General features: G+C 64.4%; 13 protein-coding genes. 6 read left to right on the top strand and 7 right to left on the bottom strand.

Annotated features, from left to right (window positions below; genetic code table 11):
* Window positions 1-84: 84 nt before the first annotated feature.
* Entirely contained in the window at window positions 85-231 is a 147-nt protein-coding gene (locus tag BCO18175_RS17060) for a hypothetical protein (protein WP_174982283.1), read from the bottom strand.
* Here BCO18175_RS17060 and BCO18175_RS17055 point away from each other — a divergent pair.
* Window positions 160-324 carry an FmdB family zinc ribbon protein gene (locus BCO18175_RS17055; protein ID WP_174982660.1) on the top strand — a complete coding sequence of 55 codons (165 nt, stop codon included), beginning with the start codon at window positions 160-162 and terminating at the stop codon, window positions 322-324. The genes BCO18175_RS17060 and BCO18175_RS17055 overlap by 72 nt on opposite strands.
* Window positions 325-554: 230 nt before the next feature.
* Complete coding sequence (locus BCO18175_RS17050; RefSeq protein ID WP_174982658.1) at window positions 555-758, top strand: cold-shock protein; 204 nt, start codon at window positions 555-557, stop codon at window positions 756-758.
* A 105-nt stretch (window positions 759-863) separates the two neighbouring features.
* On the opposite strand, the gene rpoD is transcribed toward BCO18175_RS17050, so the two are convergent.
* Window positions 864-2891 carry an RNA polymerase sigma factor RpoD gene (gene rpoD / locus BCO18175_RS17045; RefSeq protein ID WP_254608106.1) on the bottom strand — a complete coding sequence of 676 codons (2028 nt, stop codon included), beginning with the start codon at window positions 2889-2891 and terminating at the stop codon, window positions 864-866.
* A gap of 497 nt (window positions 2892-3388) precedes the next feature.
* On the opposite strand from rpoD, the gene BCO18175_RS17040 reads away from it, so the two are divergent.
* Entirely contained in the window at window positions 3389-4048 is a 660-nt protein-coding gene (locus BCO18175_RS17040) for a response regulator transcription factor (protein WP_174982656.1), read from the top strand.
* Here BCO18175_RS17040 and BCO18175_RS17035 read toward each other — a convergent pair.
* From BCO18175_RS17035 to BCO18175_RS17025, 3 genes are all read right to left on the bottom strand, one after another.
* On the bottom strand, window positions 4015-5988 hold the full coding sequence (locus BCO18175_RS17035) for a sensor histidine kinase (RefSeq protein WP_254608105.1): 1974 nt from the start codon (window positions 5986-5988) through the stop codon (window positions 4015-4017). The two genes, BCO18175_RS17040 and BCO18175_RS17035, sit on opposite strands and share 34 nt — an antisense overlap.
* Window positions 5989-6704: 716 nt before the next feature.
* Window positions 6705-7874, bottom strand: coding sequence for a GGDEF domain-containing protein (locus BCO18175_RS17030; RefSeq protein WP_254608104.1), 1170 nt, complete (start codon window positions 7872-7874; stop codon window positions 6705-6707).
* Window positions 7875-8488: 614 nt separating this feature from the next.
* A complete protein-coding gene (locus BCO18175_RS17025; RefSeq protein WP_174982651.1) occupies window positions 8489-9463 on the bottom strand; it encodes an NAD(P)H-dependent flavin oxidoreductase in 975 nt (324 codons plus the stop codon).
* Window positions 9464-9619: 156 nt separating this feature from the next.
* Between BCO18175_RS17025 and BCO18175_RS17020 the strand changes: the two genes are divergently transcribed.
* The 3 genes from BCO18175_RS17020 (at window position 9620) to BCO18175_RS17010 (ending at window position 11983) form a co-directional block, all read left to right on the top strand.
* A complete protein-coding gene (locus BCO18175_RS17020; RefSeq protein ID WP_174982649.1) occupies window positions 9620-10618 on the top strand; it encodes a GlxA family transcriptional regulator in 999 nt (332 codons plus the stop codon).
* 290 nt (window positions 10619-10908) lie between these two features.
* Window positions 10909-11364 carry a VOC family protein gene (locus tag BCO18175_RS17015; RefSeq protein ID WP_174982932.1) on the top strand — a complete coding sequence of 152 codons (456 nt, stop codon included), beginning with the start codon at window positions 10909-10911 and terminating at the stop codon, window positions 11362-11364.
* A gap of 40 nt (window positions 11365-11404) precedes the next feature.
* Window positions 11405-11983: a hypothetical protein gene (locus BCO18175_RS17010; RefSeq protein ID WP_174982647.1), complete on the top strand. Its 579-nt coding sequence runs from the start codon at window positions 11405-11407 to the stop codon at window positions 11981-11983.
* Window positions 11984-12018: 35 nt separating this feature from the next.
* Here the strand turns inward: BCO18175_RS17010 and BCO18175_RS17005 are convergent, their stop codons facing one another.
* A complete protein-coding gene (locus tag BCO18175_RS17005) occupies window positions 12019-12927 on the bottom strand; it encodes an ABC transporter ATP-binding protein (protein WP_174982645.1) in 909 nt (302 codons plus the stop codon).
* Window positions 12928-12972: 45 nt separating this feature from the next.
* Window positions 12973-13947, bottom strand: coding sequence for an ABC transporter permease (locus BCO18175_RS17000; RefSeq protein WP_174982643.1), 975 nt, complete (start codon window positions 13945-13947; stop codon window positions 12973-12975).
* Window positions 13948-14004 lie beyond the last annotated feature (57 nt).

The following is a 14004-nucleotide window of genomic DNA, read 5'->3' as shown; positions in this document are numbered from 1 at the left end:
CCCGGGGGGCGTGAACAGGTGACCGAGGTTCGTGCGATCGAGCGTAGTTGCAGCTCAAGTCCCTCGCCATCGCATTATGCGGGTTCACTGCAATATCAAGTTCGCGCCGCCACGAACCATACTCATATCCTCGGGTAGCATCGAAACCGGAGGAATGCCATGCCGACCTACCAATACCGTTGCGAGAAGTGCGGCAAAACGTTCGAGAGCGTCGAGCATCTCGCCGAACATGCATCGGCTCATCCGCCCTGCCCTCATTGCGGAAGCAAACACGTTCAACACGTACCGACGCCATTTGTCGCGAAGACGTCAAGAAAGAGCTGATCCAGCCTGTCGACTCTATTTTCCCGTTCGCCAGGTGCTAACGCCGAAATCGCTTACGAGGCAGCGCGTCTGGTTCAACGAAGATTTTGAGGGGCTTGCATCGGCTATGCCAGCGTGGCTTACCAAAAATCTGGATTGTCAGTGACAGCCCCGTCGTGATACAAGGTAGCCGCTGTCTGGCACTGGCCAGTCGCATCATTTACAACCGATTTCCTTGGAGCGTTCAGAGTATGGCAACGGGTACCGTCAAATGGTTTAACGATACGAAGGGGTTCGGATTCATCACGCCGGATGACGGCGGCGAAGACCTGTTTGCGCACTTCTCCGAGGTTCAGGGAAGTGGCTTCAAATCGCTTCAGGAGGGCCAGAAGGTCAGCTTCGAGATCAAGCAAGGCCCCAAGGGGAAGCAGGCCGCCAGCATCAAGCCGCTGTAAGTTTTCCCCGCGGCGAACACGCCCGGTCAGGACAGCGATCAGGCCGACGCGTGATCGCCGCAAGTCTGGAGCCGGGCGTCGAAGGGATACCACGCCCGGCTTGCCTCAGCGCTCTAGAAAGGGCCTGAGCTTGTCTGCACGGCTGGGATGCATCAGCTTGCGCATCGCCTTGCTCTCAATCTGACGGATCCGCTCGCGGGTCACGTCGAACTGCCTGCCGACCTCTTCAAGCGTGTGATCGGAGTTTGTGTCGAGCCCGAATCGCATCCGCAGAACCTTGGCCTCGCGCGGCGACAACCCGTTGAGTGCCTCGTCGATCGCCGCACGCATGTTCGCGTGAATCGCGGCCTCAGCCGGCGAACTCGCGGAAACATCCTCGATCATGTCGCCGAGCGTTGCATCGGCGTCGTCACCCACCGGGGTTTCGAGCGAGACAGGTTGCTTGGCGATCTTGAGGATACTGAGCACTTTCTCCTCGGACATCTCCATGCGCTTTGCGAGCACTGCGGGATGCGCTTCCTGCCCAGTCTGTTGCAAGATTTCGCGCGATATCCGGTTCAGCTTGTTGATCGTCTCGATCATGTGGACCGGCACGCGAATGGTCCGCGCCTGATCGGCGAGCGCACGCGTGACAGCCTGCCGGACCCACCAAGTCGCGTAGGTCGAGAACTTCCAGCCGCGCCGGTATTCGAACTTGTCCACCGCCTTCATCAGGCCGATATTGCCCTCCTGGATCAAATCCAGGAACTGCATGCCGCGGTTCACGTATTTCTTGGCGATTGAAATGACAAGACGAAGGTTCGCCTCGATCATCTCGCGCTTGGCCTGCCGCATTTTCAGTTCCGCGGCGCTCATCTGGCGGTTGATCTGCTTGAGCTGCTGGAGCGGCAACGAGACCCGGGACTCGATGTCGACGAGTTTCTGCTGCGCCGCCTGAATCGCCGGCTGATGTCGCTCGAGCGCCGCGCCAAACTGCTGCGAGGTCGCTGCCGTGCGGCTCGTCCATTCGAGGTCGGTCTCGTGGCCCGGGAACGACTCGACAAACGCGTCGCGTGGCATGCCGCAACGGTCGACAGCAATCGCCAGGATGCTGCGCTCGATCGCGCGAACCTCGGTCACTTGCCCATGCACAATGGCGCACAGGCGGTCGATGGTCTTGGCCGTAAAGCGGATCGGCGCGAGTTCATGCTGGATCGCCGTGCGCACTTGCGCGGCGGCTGCGGAACGGGCATCGCCAGTAACAGGCACATCCGGCAACTGCTCGAACAGTGCACGCACGCGCGCGAAAATCACAAGACTGTCGTTCGTGAGTTCTTCGAGGCGTGCCGCGTTCACCTTCTCCGAATCCCCCGCGTCCGTTTCGACGTCGTCTTCGTCCGAATCATCGTCGGCGGCGAGTGCTTCCGCATCCTCTTCCTGGGAGTCCGGCGTCATTTCGCTCTCGTCGGCGTCGACACTGATGCCATCGACCAGTTCGTCGATGCGCAGTTCTCCTGCAACGATGCGGTCGACATCGGCAAGAATCGTGGACACGATCGACGGACACGCGGCAATCGCTTGAATCATGTCCTGCAGACCATCTTCGATCCGCTTCGCGACCTCGATTTCACCGGCGCGGGTCAGCAGTTCGCTAGCCCCCATCTCACGCATGTACATCCGAACCGGATCCGTGGTGCGGCCGAATTCGGAGTCGACGGTCGATAACGCAGCTTCCGCCTCCTCGTCCGCCTGATCGTCGGATGCCACGGCCGGCGCAGCGTCGGTCAACAGGAGCGCTTCGGCGTCCGGCGCTTGTTCGTACACGGCCACGCCCATGTCGCTGAACGTGCTGACGATGGTGTCCATCGCCGCCGTTTGGGCAAAGTTGTCGGGCAGGTGATCGTTGATGTCCGCGTGGGTGAGATAGCCGCGCTCGCGACCGAGCGCGATCAACGCGCGCATCTGGTGCTGGCGCTCCTCATTCTGGCGTGCCAGTGACGCGGTGTCCGCCGGTGTCAGGGCCTGGGGCTTTCCCTTCGACACACGGCGGCCGGCTTTTGCCGTGGCCGTGATTTCAGGGGATGTGGAATCGTTCCGATCAGAAATTGCCAATACATGCTCCTCGACGGATGAGCCGACGATCGTCGCGAGCATGACGCCAGAATGGGTTGCCTGCCGGGATGCGAACGGAATCGTGTACGCACAGATAGTCGAGGGCGGGACGCCTCGCGCGAAATCCGTGTGCGCAGCTTGTGGGGGGCGTGAATGATACCGGAATATATTGTGCGGCGCAATACGGGGGCTTGGATTTCCATCCCCTTTGCCCGCGCTAGCTGCGCCAAGGGTGTTAGCAGTCGGCCCCATAAAACGCGCGGTCCCTCACCGCCCTCCTTTCCGCTTTTTCCGGTGTCGCTCGCGCGGACCACTCGCTCGATCGCATCCATCAACGTCACAAGATCCCGACCATCAATATTTCCCGCCTAACACGATCGCAGCGGCCGCGGTCGGCTAAAATCCCGGCGCTTGCAAAGCGCAGGCGAATGCGGGTCCGATGACGGCAGCATCGCGCTATCCAGCGCGGCACTGTCGTCGATCGTGGCTGAAACACGAGCAGACTCCGCATCTACACAACGCGGGTCCAAGGTAGCCGTATGGCAAAGGTGCTGTTGCTCGACGACGAGGTCGAGTTGCGCGAGGAAATCGCCGCGTTCCTGGAACGACGCGGCTGGGCGGTCGATCAGGCCGGCACGGTCGCGGAATTCCAGGAACGGGCGTCGGATCTCGCATTCGCGATCATCGACGTGATGCTGCCGGACGGCAGCGGCTTCGATGCGGCCGCGTGGCTCAGGGCTCGCCATCGTGACTGCGGCATCGTCATGCTGACTGCCCGCGGGGACACGCAGGACAAGATCGACGGCCTGATTGGCGGCGCCGATCACTATCTCGTCAAGCCGGTGAAACTGCTCGAACTCGACGCCATTCTCCAGGCACTCGGCCGCCGGGTGGCAAACGACTGGCGGCTCGACTGTCAGGCACGCGTGCTGACCGCGCCGGCCGGTGGCCGGCTCGATCTGTCGGCAAGCGAGATCGCCCTGCTCGCCCTCCTCGCACGGCATCCATCCAAGGCAGTCAGCCGGCGGCAGATCGCGGAGGATTTCGGTTTCAACTGGGTCGACTACGACGAGCGCAGGCTGGAGACGATGGTCAGCCGTCTGCGGCAGCGCTGGCGAAGCGAGGCGGGTTCGGAACTACCGTTGAAGACCGTCCATCGCACCGGTTACACGTTCGCCGCGCCGCTGATGCTCGCCTGACCGGCAACGGCCGCCCTGTCCGCGTTCGCGGGCAGAAAGACCGTAGCCCGGCAGCCGTGCCCTGCCTCACTGACCAGGTTCAACGTACCGCCCTGCATCTCGACCATCCGGCGCGCCAGCGGGAGACCGAGGCCCGTACCCGGCTTGCGCCCCACGTTGCGGCCGCGATAGAAGCGGTCGAACACGTACGGCAGGTCCGCCGGCGGAATGCCGGTGCCGTCGTCCTCTACTTCCAGCGCCACGCCGCCCGGCACACGCCGGCCGCGCAGCACGATCCGGGTGCCGGCGGGCGTGTATTTGACGGCGTTGTCGGCAAGCGTGCGCAGCACGAGGCGCGTCAGGCTCGCGTCACACGCGAAGGTGTCCGGCAGGTCTTTCGCGTCGATCTCGAGGCGGTGGCCATCGGACAGCGCACTGGCTGCGGTCGCCGCATCGTCGAGCAGCGCCGCCAGCCGGGTGTCGCCGATGCGGGTTCCGCGTCGCAGCAGCTCGAACCCGTCCTCGTGCAGCGAGTCATTGATCAGCACCGTCAAACGCTGCGTCGCGCGCAGGATCTTCTGATAGCGCGACGAGGTCAGCGGATCGGCGCGGGAGTCGTCGAGGTCGAGGTTTTGAGCGGTGGCGTCGATGACTGCCAGCGGCGTCCGCAGCTCGTGCGACACGGTTGCCAGAAGCTGGCGCTGCTCGTCCTGTGCACGCTTTTCCATCGCCAGCGACGCTTCCACTTGTTCCATCGCCTCCCGAAGCGCCTGGGTGCGCAACGCGACCTTTGCTTCCAGATCGCGCTCGGCCTGGCGCGCGACGCGCAACGCGTCGGCCTGTGCCGCTTCCATCGCATTGCGCATCGCGTTGTAACGCGAGCTGATCGCCGAATTCATGATCAGCATGAACGCGAGCATCCCCAGATATCCGGCGTTGTCGGCGAGCAGGCCCGGCGGGATCCAGCCGACGTTGCGTGCGACACGTAGCGCACTGCCGCCAAGCAACAGCAGCAGCACGAGCACGACCACGCGCGCATGCCGGTGTCCGCGAGCAGTCAGCCAGAGCGCAACGCCCATCGTGACGAGGATGACCGCGATCTGCCAGAACAGGTAGAGCGGGCGCACCCACCAGACATTGACCACCAGCATCAGGGGCGCGGCAGCCAGCGCGACGACGATCGTCAGTGCGGAAAAAGCGATCGTCGGACGCCGCCAGCGCCCGTTGAACAGGCCGAGGTAGTGCGCGGTGAACAGCGTGCCGGCGGGCGTGCCGAGCAGCCAGCTGAGCAGGTAGACCGCATTGCTCGCGACCGGAAAGTCCGGCAGCAGGTATTGATAGATGTAGCCTTCGGCGCCGAGCGCGGTGAGCAGGTTCACGATGACGCTCAGCCCGTAGAGCCCGAACGACGCATCGCGCGTCACCCGGAAAAGCCACAGGCTCGAGACGAGCAGCACGAGATGCGCGGCGTCCAGCAGGCCGAACAGCAAGGATTCCTTGCTCGTTGCGGAGATGAACGCGTCCGGCGACCACAGCGCCATCGAGAAACTCATGGTGCTGGTGCTGCGGATTCGGAGATAGAGCGTGACCGGTTGGCCCGCCGGAAGGTCCAGGCGAAAGACGGGGTTGCGGTACGCGATGTCGCGCTGCTCCACCGGCTTGCGATCACCTGCGACGTGGCGCTGGTACCCGCCGCCCGGCTGCGGCACGTACAGCGTGACGTCGTTCAGCAGCGACGACCGCAATTCCAGCAGCCACATCGGCGGTGCGCTCGCCGGGCGGGTCACGGTCAGGCGCAGCCACGCTGCGCCGTTGACATAGCCGAGCGCGGGCTCCGACGTCTGGCCGATGAACGCGCGCGCGATCTCGGGCTGCGACATGTGCTCGACCGCGAGCGTGTTGCCCGGATCGCGCAACAGATCCCAGCCGTTCCGGATGCCGACCTGCCCTCCGTCCGGCAACGTAATCGGCGTTGACGCGAAGGCCCCCGAGGCCCAGGTAATCAAGATGAGGAAGATGAGCCGTAACATCACGCGATTCGTGCTGGTGTCTGCGATCGGCCGACACTATAACCGAACGCGCGACACCCTCCGGCCGCCCGATACCGCCCGCGCCCGGATGTCAGAACTTGTCAGCTTTCGCCACATACGCTCATTTAAGATTCACGCCAATCGAGGAGACCCGGGCGCTGTTCACCGACAGCGAATGCCCGAAACCCTTGACCAGCGGCGCCACCCCAGGCATCACCCTGCACGATAACGGCGCATCGACCGGTCATGCGACCACTGTGATCGACGCCGAAAACAACAATACGGCCGGGCGGGCGGCGGCATTTCGACGAGCATTCAAACAAAAAACAGGCACGAGGCGCTCGTTGGACAGCAATGCCGTCGCCGTCGACGGAGGTCGGCAGGGTTTTGCGGGCTTTTGTGGTGTTGCGCGCGAAGATGGCGGGCAGTGGTTCGCCCTTCTCCAGCCTCGCCTGGCCCAATGGGGCCGGGCGAGGCCGGACGCGCGGCGCTGTTCGACGTCGGCGCGGCCGGGGCGGACGGCACGTCGCTCGCCCGCTTCGATCGCGGGCACGCGTTACTCACGTATCCCCTCCAGATCGCAGATCAGCAGCGTGAACTTGCGCGCGGTCTCATCGTTCCCGGCTACCCGCGCGGCGCCCGCGCGCTTACGAAACCGAAGCCGGTTCGACGCTGTCTTGCGACGACAACGCGCTTGCGCTTCGTACCTCCCCGTGAACACACACCCTGTTGCGCCCCGAACGCTTTGCTTCGTATAACGCGGCGTCCGCTTTCGTACTCAGGTGGTCCAGGGTTTCGCCCGGTCGCCAGCCGGCCAGGCCGCCGCTGATGCTGTACGAGCACGGCCCGGTCGCCGTTGTCACGGGCTGCGCGAAGACTGCATTGCGCAGCCGTTCCGCGAAGCGCCGTGCGTCGTCCAGCTCCGTCGCCGGTAGCAGCACGGCAAACTCCTCACCGCCCATGCGCCCGAGCACATCGCCGCGCCTCAGCTGCAATTGCGTGACGCGGACGAACTCGCGCAGCACCGCGTCGCCGCCGGCATGACCGAGCGTATCGTTGATGGACTTGAAGTGATCGAGGTCGGCGATCAGAAGGGAGGCAGGCAAACCCCGCCTGCCCGCTTCGGCCAGTTGCGCGCGCGCAACCGCTTCAAAGCCCTTGCGCGAAAGCGCCCCGGTGAGGAAATCCCGGTTCGCCGCCTCGCGCGCATCGGCGAGAAGGACGTCGTGCACCATCATCATCGCGGACATCGACAGCGTGGGCATGATAGCCGCACCGGCGACCAGCAACATCACGCTGCCCGTGGAGGCGAACATCAGCGGGCTCGACACAACGTCGAGCGTCATGAAATAGATCCCTCGTGCAAACTGGCATGCGGCAAAGAGGAATGCCATCACGGCGGTAACCCGATAGGGATACGCCGGCCGGCCGGACGGGCGATACCGGAGAACCAGAAGTGCGATCGCGATGCAGAACGCGGCAGTGAACAGCGTCGTGGCGAGTACGCGCAGCGGAATGCTGTCGATCGCGTAACGCCAGTAGACAAGCGCGATTCCAAGCGGCAGCAGCGAACCGGTCAGCACGACCCAGCGAACCGGGCGCCCCAGAAAACGGGCGCAACCGGCGTAGTACGTGACGGCTGCCAATGCCATCAGCATGTTCGCAACAATGACGGACAGGGAATCCGGAATCCTGCCCCTCAACAGGATCAGCGGCAATCCCGCTGCCACCCCGGCATTGGCGGCAAACCATTCGAGCACGCCGGGTATCCCCGATCGAAGCAGGGACCCGAGCAGCACCAGCAGTACCGTGCTCATGAGTGCGGACGTGGCGATAGCTACTGCGGGATCTAGCATGTGAGTGAGCGTGCCCGGAAGGAGTCGACTGGCCGGGAGCGAGTCCAACAGTTACGGTGGCCACTCCGCCTGCTGCTGCGTCGCTTCATGCCGGAAAGATCTCCGGCCGATTCACGATCATGAGGCTACTTATCGGCGATCGTCGACGAGATTGTCGACGATCCGAGCACCAATGTCGAACGTCTGACGCTGGCCTTACACCGCCGGACGATAGCGCCGGTATCCACACGCAACGCCGGTATTCCGGAACCGCCGGGCAGGACTGGCGCCCCGGCCACCTGTCGACGCCGCTGTCAGGCCTCGCGTATCGCGGTTTCTGGCACGCTCAATGCCGCCTCCGGCCAGCAGGCGCGCGCAGGCTGCGCGCACGAGCACGAGTTCGCTGTCGAAGTCGAGGATCCGAAACACGGTTTCGAAATCGAAGCGCCGCCCCCTCCCCAACCTGACGCTTTCGTCCCTCGCCACGGTTACCCGGTTCAGACTCGCCGACCGCCGCCCTCACGAACCGATGGCCGGTATCACACGGGTAACGCTTCGTGCGCGAAGGTCAGCGGCATCTCGTGTCGCCAATCGGATCAAACAACGACACGTGCCAACCGACTGCGAATGATCTCCGTCGCCTCGCTCACGATGCGATCGACGAGTTCCTTCACGGTCGGGATATCGCGGATCAACCCGACGACCAGGCCGCACGACCATGCGCCCGCGTCGAGCGCACCTTCCTTCATGATGCGCGGATACACGCCGGCGACCTCTTCGACGATATCGTCGAACCGGATGCTCGCGCCGAGCTGGCTTTCCTTTTCGAGGATGCGATCGACCGCGGCATTGCGCAGGACGCGCTCGGTATTGCGCAACGGGCGCATGACCAGGCGCGTGTCCAGTTCGGTGGCCGCGACCAGTGCCTGCTTCACGTTCTCGTGCACCGGCGCCTCGCGGGTGGCGATAAATCGCGTCCCCATGTTGATGCCCTCCGCGCCCAGCGAAAGTGCCGCAACCAGCGACCGGCCATCGGCCATGCCGCCGGAAGCCACGAACGGAATCTTGAGCTCGTCGGCCGCGCGCGGCAGGAGAATGAAGTTCGGAATGTCGTCCTCGCCGGGATGACCACCGCATTCGAATCCATCGACGCTGACCGCATCGCAGCCGATCGACTCGGCCTTCAGCGCGTGACGAACCGACGTGCACTTGTGGATCACCTTGACATGCGCCTCCTTGAGCGCGGCCAGATAGGGCTGCGGGTTGTTGCCGGCCGTTTCGACGATCTTGACCCCGCCTTCGACAATGGCCCGGATATAGCCGGGATAGTCGGGCGAAGTGACCGTCGGCAGGAACGTGAGATTCACGCCGAACGGCTTGTCGGTCATCTCGCGGCAACGCCGGATTTCGGCAGCGAGATCGGCCGGCGTTCGCTGGGTCAGGCCGGTGATGATGCCGAGGCCACCGGCGTTGGAGACGGCTGCCGCCAGCTCCGCATACCCGACGTGGTGCATGCCGCCCTGGATGATCGGATATTCGATGCCGAAGAGTTCTGTGATCCTGGTTTTCATGATGTTTTCGGTTCAGGTTGAGACGAAAGCGCCTTCGCATGCGGGAAACGCGTTGGGACTACGCGCCGGCGCCAAGTAGACACCGACAGTTTCCTCGCAGTTCGAATTGCCGTACATTGGCTAAACTGACACATCGAATGCGATATCCGACACACGATGCCCCGCGCCGCCATCCTTGCGTATGACGATTGCTACGCCTCCAGCTTGGGCGGGTTCGCCGACATCCTTCAGATCGCGAACGCGCACTTGCGGCGACAAGGAGGCGATGGAAATACGCAGTTCGAATGGCGGTTCGTTTCTCCGACGGGGGAGCCCGTCATGGCGAGCAACGGGCTGCAACTGAACACGGAGCCGATCCGGCCGCACGAGACGTTCGACCTGGTGTTCATTCCCAGTGCGCACTACGCGAGCGGCAAGGCCTTCGACCAGTTGCTGGCACGACAGTCTGCCGCATGCGGCTGGCTGGTTTCGCAATGGAACGCGGGGGCCTACCTTGCGGCCAACTGCACCGGCACGTTCGTGCTGGCCAAAACCGGCCTTCTGGACGAACGGCCCGCGACGACCACATGGTGGCTGGCTGACCAGTTTCGCAGCCGGTTTCCCCGTGTCGACCTTCAGCTGGAACCCGTCGTCACCGAGGCTGACCGCCTGATCTGCGCCGGCGCGTCAGCGTCCTACCTGCTGCAGACCATCCATGTCATCGAACGCTTCTCCGGGGCGGTCATCGCCGCGCAGTGCGCCAAAGCCATGCTGATCGACGTCAGCCAGACGAAGCAATTGCCGTATCTTCCGTTGCTGACCGACAAGGCGCACGCCGATTCGCTGGTTCACCGCGCGCAGCATTGGCTGCAGAAGCACATGACGAAGGACGTGAAGATGTCGGAGATGGCGCATGACCTCGGCGTGAGCGAACGCACGATCATCCGCCGATTCCAGGCAGCGCTGAACCAGCCGCCCTTGCGGTATTTGCAGAGCCTGCGCATCGAAGCCGCGCGCGGTTTGCTGGAGGCCGGCGATCTCAGCCTCGAGCGAATTACGGCCCAGGTGGGATACAGCGATACGAGCTCATTCTGCCGGCTGTTCAAGGACAAGGTCGGCCTCAGCCCCGGCGCATATCGGGATCGCTTTCGGCCCACGGGGGAATCGCAACAATGACCGGTTGATTGCGGACGGCTGCCCACCCGCCAGGCCCCCGCCTCCCCGTCACCACCCTCGCCCCCGCCACGCAATTCGTCTATAGAATCAGCCTGTTCGCCGCTCACGACACCGTAAAACGCATGATCCTCAACCACCACCCCGGCGGAGCCCTGCGATCCTTCATCGACTCGGTCCGGGCGTCGTACCCGCCATTTCCGAGTCAGGCGCGGCGGCAAGTTATATTCAAGACCAGGCCTGCGAGGCCCGACAGGATCGAGCGACACCCCCACCGCCCACCGGAGGGCATCATGGCGATTCACGAAGTCTTTCCCTATTTGCGCGCCAGGCACGCGGACGAAGCCATCGCGTTCTATACGAAAGCGTTCGGCGCGCAGGAGAAATTCCGTCTCGTCGAACCGTCGGGGCGCATCGGCCACGCGGAATTGCAGCTCGGGCCGTGTACGCTGATGATCTCGGACGAGTTCCCCGAATACGATCTCCTTGCCCTCGACCCGGACGGCAAGGCGCCGATGGCGCTTCACCTGCATGTCGACGACGCCGATGCGACAATCGCCGCCGCGGTCGCGGCCGGCGCGCAACTGACGCGCGCGATTCGGGACGAGTTCTACGGCGAGCGTTCCGGCCGGATTCGCGACCCGTTCGGTTACGATTGGATGATCGGGCACACGATCGAAGCGATCGACCCCGATGAAATGCAGCGGCGTTATACGGCCCTGCTGTCCGGCGACCAGCAGCCAACCTGAACGGTATGCTGCGCGCCGGTCGATCACCCCGACATTCGCGATGCACTATCACCCCGACGATCTCCACCGGCTCTACCGGAGCGTACCGACGCTGCTGCTGAACCGCCCGGCACCGGCCGAACGGTTTCTCGCCGCCGCCGTCGAGACCGGCGCGGAACTCGGGCACGTGCTGCGCGACTACCCGCAGGTCCGCTACCAGCCGCTCGACTTCCACTACCTGTGCCAGCAAAGCCTGTCCGTGCTGGACGACGCGCTGCTGGCCGACCTCACGCGCGACATGCCCGTTGGATGGCGCGGCGCGCAGTGGGCCGCGCTGTTGATCGCGTTATCGGGCGACGCGCGCCATCTGTCGCATCTCGACGAAGTCAGGCGCCACCGCGGTGTCGAGTGGACGGCCGGGCTTGCCGACGCCGCCGTCCGCCCGGAAGCCTCGTCCGCCGGTTTTCGCTGCTGCCGGCTGATCGTCGACCTCCGGCATCAGCTCGCATCGCTGCCGCGCGTCGCCGTGCGCCTGCGGAAGTCCCCGCCGCCGGAAATCGTCGCGGCCACGGCAGCGGCCGTCCGGGCCGCGTATCGCCGCGGCGATGTCGCGACGGCGCTGGCGTTCGCGCGCGACTAGACGCGTGGCGACCGTCCGGCCGCTTGCTTCACCGCTTACTCGACGTTGTCCGACACATCCGTCATGCGGATCATGTGCGGCCTCACGCCGTCGTCCATCGCTACCGCCTCCTTCGGATGGATCAGCGCCTCGAGCCGCGCCTTCGTCGCGATGAACTCGGGCGTATTGACCTGCGAATAGTCCCGCGGCCGTGGCACGGGCACCTCGATCAGTTCCTGCACCCCGCCCGGATTCGCCTTCAGCACGAGAATCCGGTCCGCCAGAAAGATCGCCTCGTCGAGATCGTGCGTGATGAACAGGATCGTCACGTCGATGTTGCGCCAGATGTCGAGCAGATGTGTCTGCATCCGCGCCCGCGTCTGCGCGTCGAGCGCGCCGAACGGCTCGTCCATCAGCAGGATGCGCGGGCGGTTCGCGAGCGCGCGGGCGATCGCCACGCGCTGCTTCATCCCGCCCGACAGCTGGTGCGGATACACATCCGCGAAACGCGTCAGCCCGACGAGATCGAGCCACTGCAGCGCTTCGCGCTCGGCTGCGCCGCTGCTGCTGCCGTTCATCCGGAGGCCGAACATCACGTTCTTCTTCACGGTGAGCCACGGAAACAGCGTATAGCCCTGGAACACCATCCCGCGATCGGCGCCCGGCCCCTGCACGGGCTTGCCGTCGAGCAGCACGTCGCCGCTCGTCTGCGCGTCGAGCCCCGCCAGGATGCGGATCAGCGTCGACTTGCCGCAGCCGGACGGGCCGATCACGCACACGAATTCACGCCGGTACGTACGGAAACTGATGTCGTCGAGTGCGACGCACTCGCCCTGTGGTGTCGTGAAACGCTTGCCGACGTGACGCACGTCGAGTATCACGTCGCGGGTTTTCAAGCGCGCGAAGCGCTCGCGCACCGCGTCGGACTGCATCAGGTAATCGGGAACGGCTTGCGGGTTCTGCATGATGGCCTCTGCGGAAATCGGTCGATGGGTGGGCGTCAACGGGTGTCACGCTTTCAGCGTGCGATCCCACGGAAACAGCCTGCGGCCGAGCAGCCCGAGCACGATGTCGGTGCCGAGGCCGATGATCCCGATCATCAGGATCGCCGCATACACGTTGTCGAAATGCTGGTAGCGCGCCTGCTGGCTGATGTACCACGTGATGCCGGAGCTCGTGCCGACGAGTTCGGCGACGATCAGGTAGGTCCAGGCCCAGCCGAGCAGGATGCGCTGGTCGCGATACAGGTCGGGCAGCACGCCGGGGATCACGACGTGCGTGAGCAGCTTCAGCTTCTTCGTGCCGAGTGTCATCGCGGCCTCGAACAGTCCGTATTCGAGCTTGCGCGTCGTGTTCGCGATGATCAGTACCTGCTGGAAGAGCGTCCCGATCACGATGATCGCGACCTTCGGCGCATCGTAGATGCCGAGGACCGCGACCATCAGCGCGCCGAACGCGGGCGCCGGCAGGTAGCGGAAGAACTCCAGGAACGGCTCCTGCAGCCGCGCGAGCGCACTGAAGGTGCCGCAGACGATGCCGAGCGGCACGCCGATCGCGGACGAGATCACGAAGCCCCAGAAAATGATCCGGATGCTGTGCCACAGGCTCTCGTGCAGCCAGACGCCGTCGCGGGATGCCGGCGGTGTCGTGAACGCCGTGTAGAACGCGCGCAGCACCTGATGCGGCGCGGGCAGGTAGACCGGGTTCGCACGCACGCCTTCGGGCACGGCCGCGTGCGTCGCACGCGCATGCGCGAGTTCGTCGTCGAACACGTCGCGGTCGATCTGCATGCCCGGCTGGAAGTAGTCGACGCTTCCCGGATTCGTGATGCGCATTTGCGGATGCCAGATGAACGGCACATAGCTGATCAGGCACCAGGCGGCGAACGGCAGCAGGAAGGACGCCACGCCGAGCGTCCATTTGCCGCGTGTCGTCAGCTCGCGGCGCACGGCAAGCCATCCGGTCGTGTTGCGGGTCATTGGCATGAAAATCTCCGTATCGTTTCAGGTGCCGGTCGCGCGAATGCCGGGGCGCCGCGCGAC

Source organism: Burkholderia lata, from assembly GCF_902499335.1.
In the GTDB taxonomy this organism is placed as follows: Bacteria; Pseudomonadota; Gammaproteobacteria; order Burkholderiales; family Burkholderiaceae; genus Burkholderia; species Burkholderia lata_B.
This window is presented reverse-complemented; position numbering and strand designations above follow the sequence as displayed.

What these genes read in the sequence shown, in the direction of transcription:
- BCO18175_RS17010 (WP_174982647.1), top strand. Translation starts at nt 11,405, where the DNA reads ATGCACTATCACCCCGACGATCTCCACCGGCTCTACCGGAGCGTACCG.
- BCO18175_RS17050 (WP_174982658.1), top strand. Translation starts at nt 555, where the DNA reads ATGGCAACGGGTACCGTCAAATGGTTTAACGATACGAAGGGGTTCGGA.
- BCO18175_RS17040 (WP_174982656.1), top strand. Translation starts at nt 3,389, where the DNA reads ATGGCAAAGGTGCTGTTGCTCGACGACGAGGTCGAGTTGCGCGAGGAA.
- BCO18175_RS17005 (WP_174982645.1), bottom strand. Translation starts at nt 12,927, where the DNA reads ATGCAGAACCCGCAAGCCGTTCCCGATTACCTGATGCAGTCCGACGCG.
- rpoD (WP_254608106.1), bottom strand. Translation starts at nt 2,891, where the DNA reads ATGCTCGCGACGATCGTCGGCTCATCCGTCGAGGAGCATGTATTGGCA.
- BCO18175_RS17060 (WP_174982283.1), bottom strand. Translation starts at nt 231, where the DNA reads ATGTTCGGCGAGATGCTCGACGCTCTCGAACGTTTTGCCGCACTTCTC.
- BCO18175_RS17000 (WP_174982643.1), bottom strand. Translation starts at nt 13,947, where the DNA reads ATGCCAATGACCCGCAACACGACCGGATGGCTTGCCGTGCGCCGCGAG.
- BCO18175_RS17055 (WP_174982660.1), top strand. Translation starts at nt 160, where the DNA reads ATGCCGACCTACCAATACCGTTGCGAGAAGTGCGGCAAAACGTTCGAG.
- BCO18175_RS17030 (WP_254608104.1), bottom strand. Translation starts at nt 7,874, where the DNA reads ATGAGCACGGTACTGCTGGTGCTGCTCGGGTCCCTGCTTCGATCGGGG.
- BCO18175_RS17020 (WP_174982649.1), top strand. Translation starts at nt 9,620, where the DNA reads ATGCCCCGCGCCGCCATCCTTGCGTATGACGATTGCTACGCCTCCAGC.
- BCO18175_RS17015 (WP_174982932.1), top strand. Translation starts at nt 10,909, where the DNA reads ATGGCGATTCACGAAGTCTTTCCCTATTTGCGCGCCAGGCACGCGGAC.
- BCO18175_RS17025 (WP_174982651.1), bottom strand. Translation starts at nt 9,463, where the DNA reads ATGAAAACCAGGATCACAGAACTCTTCGGCATCGAATATCCGATCATC.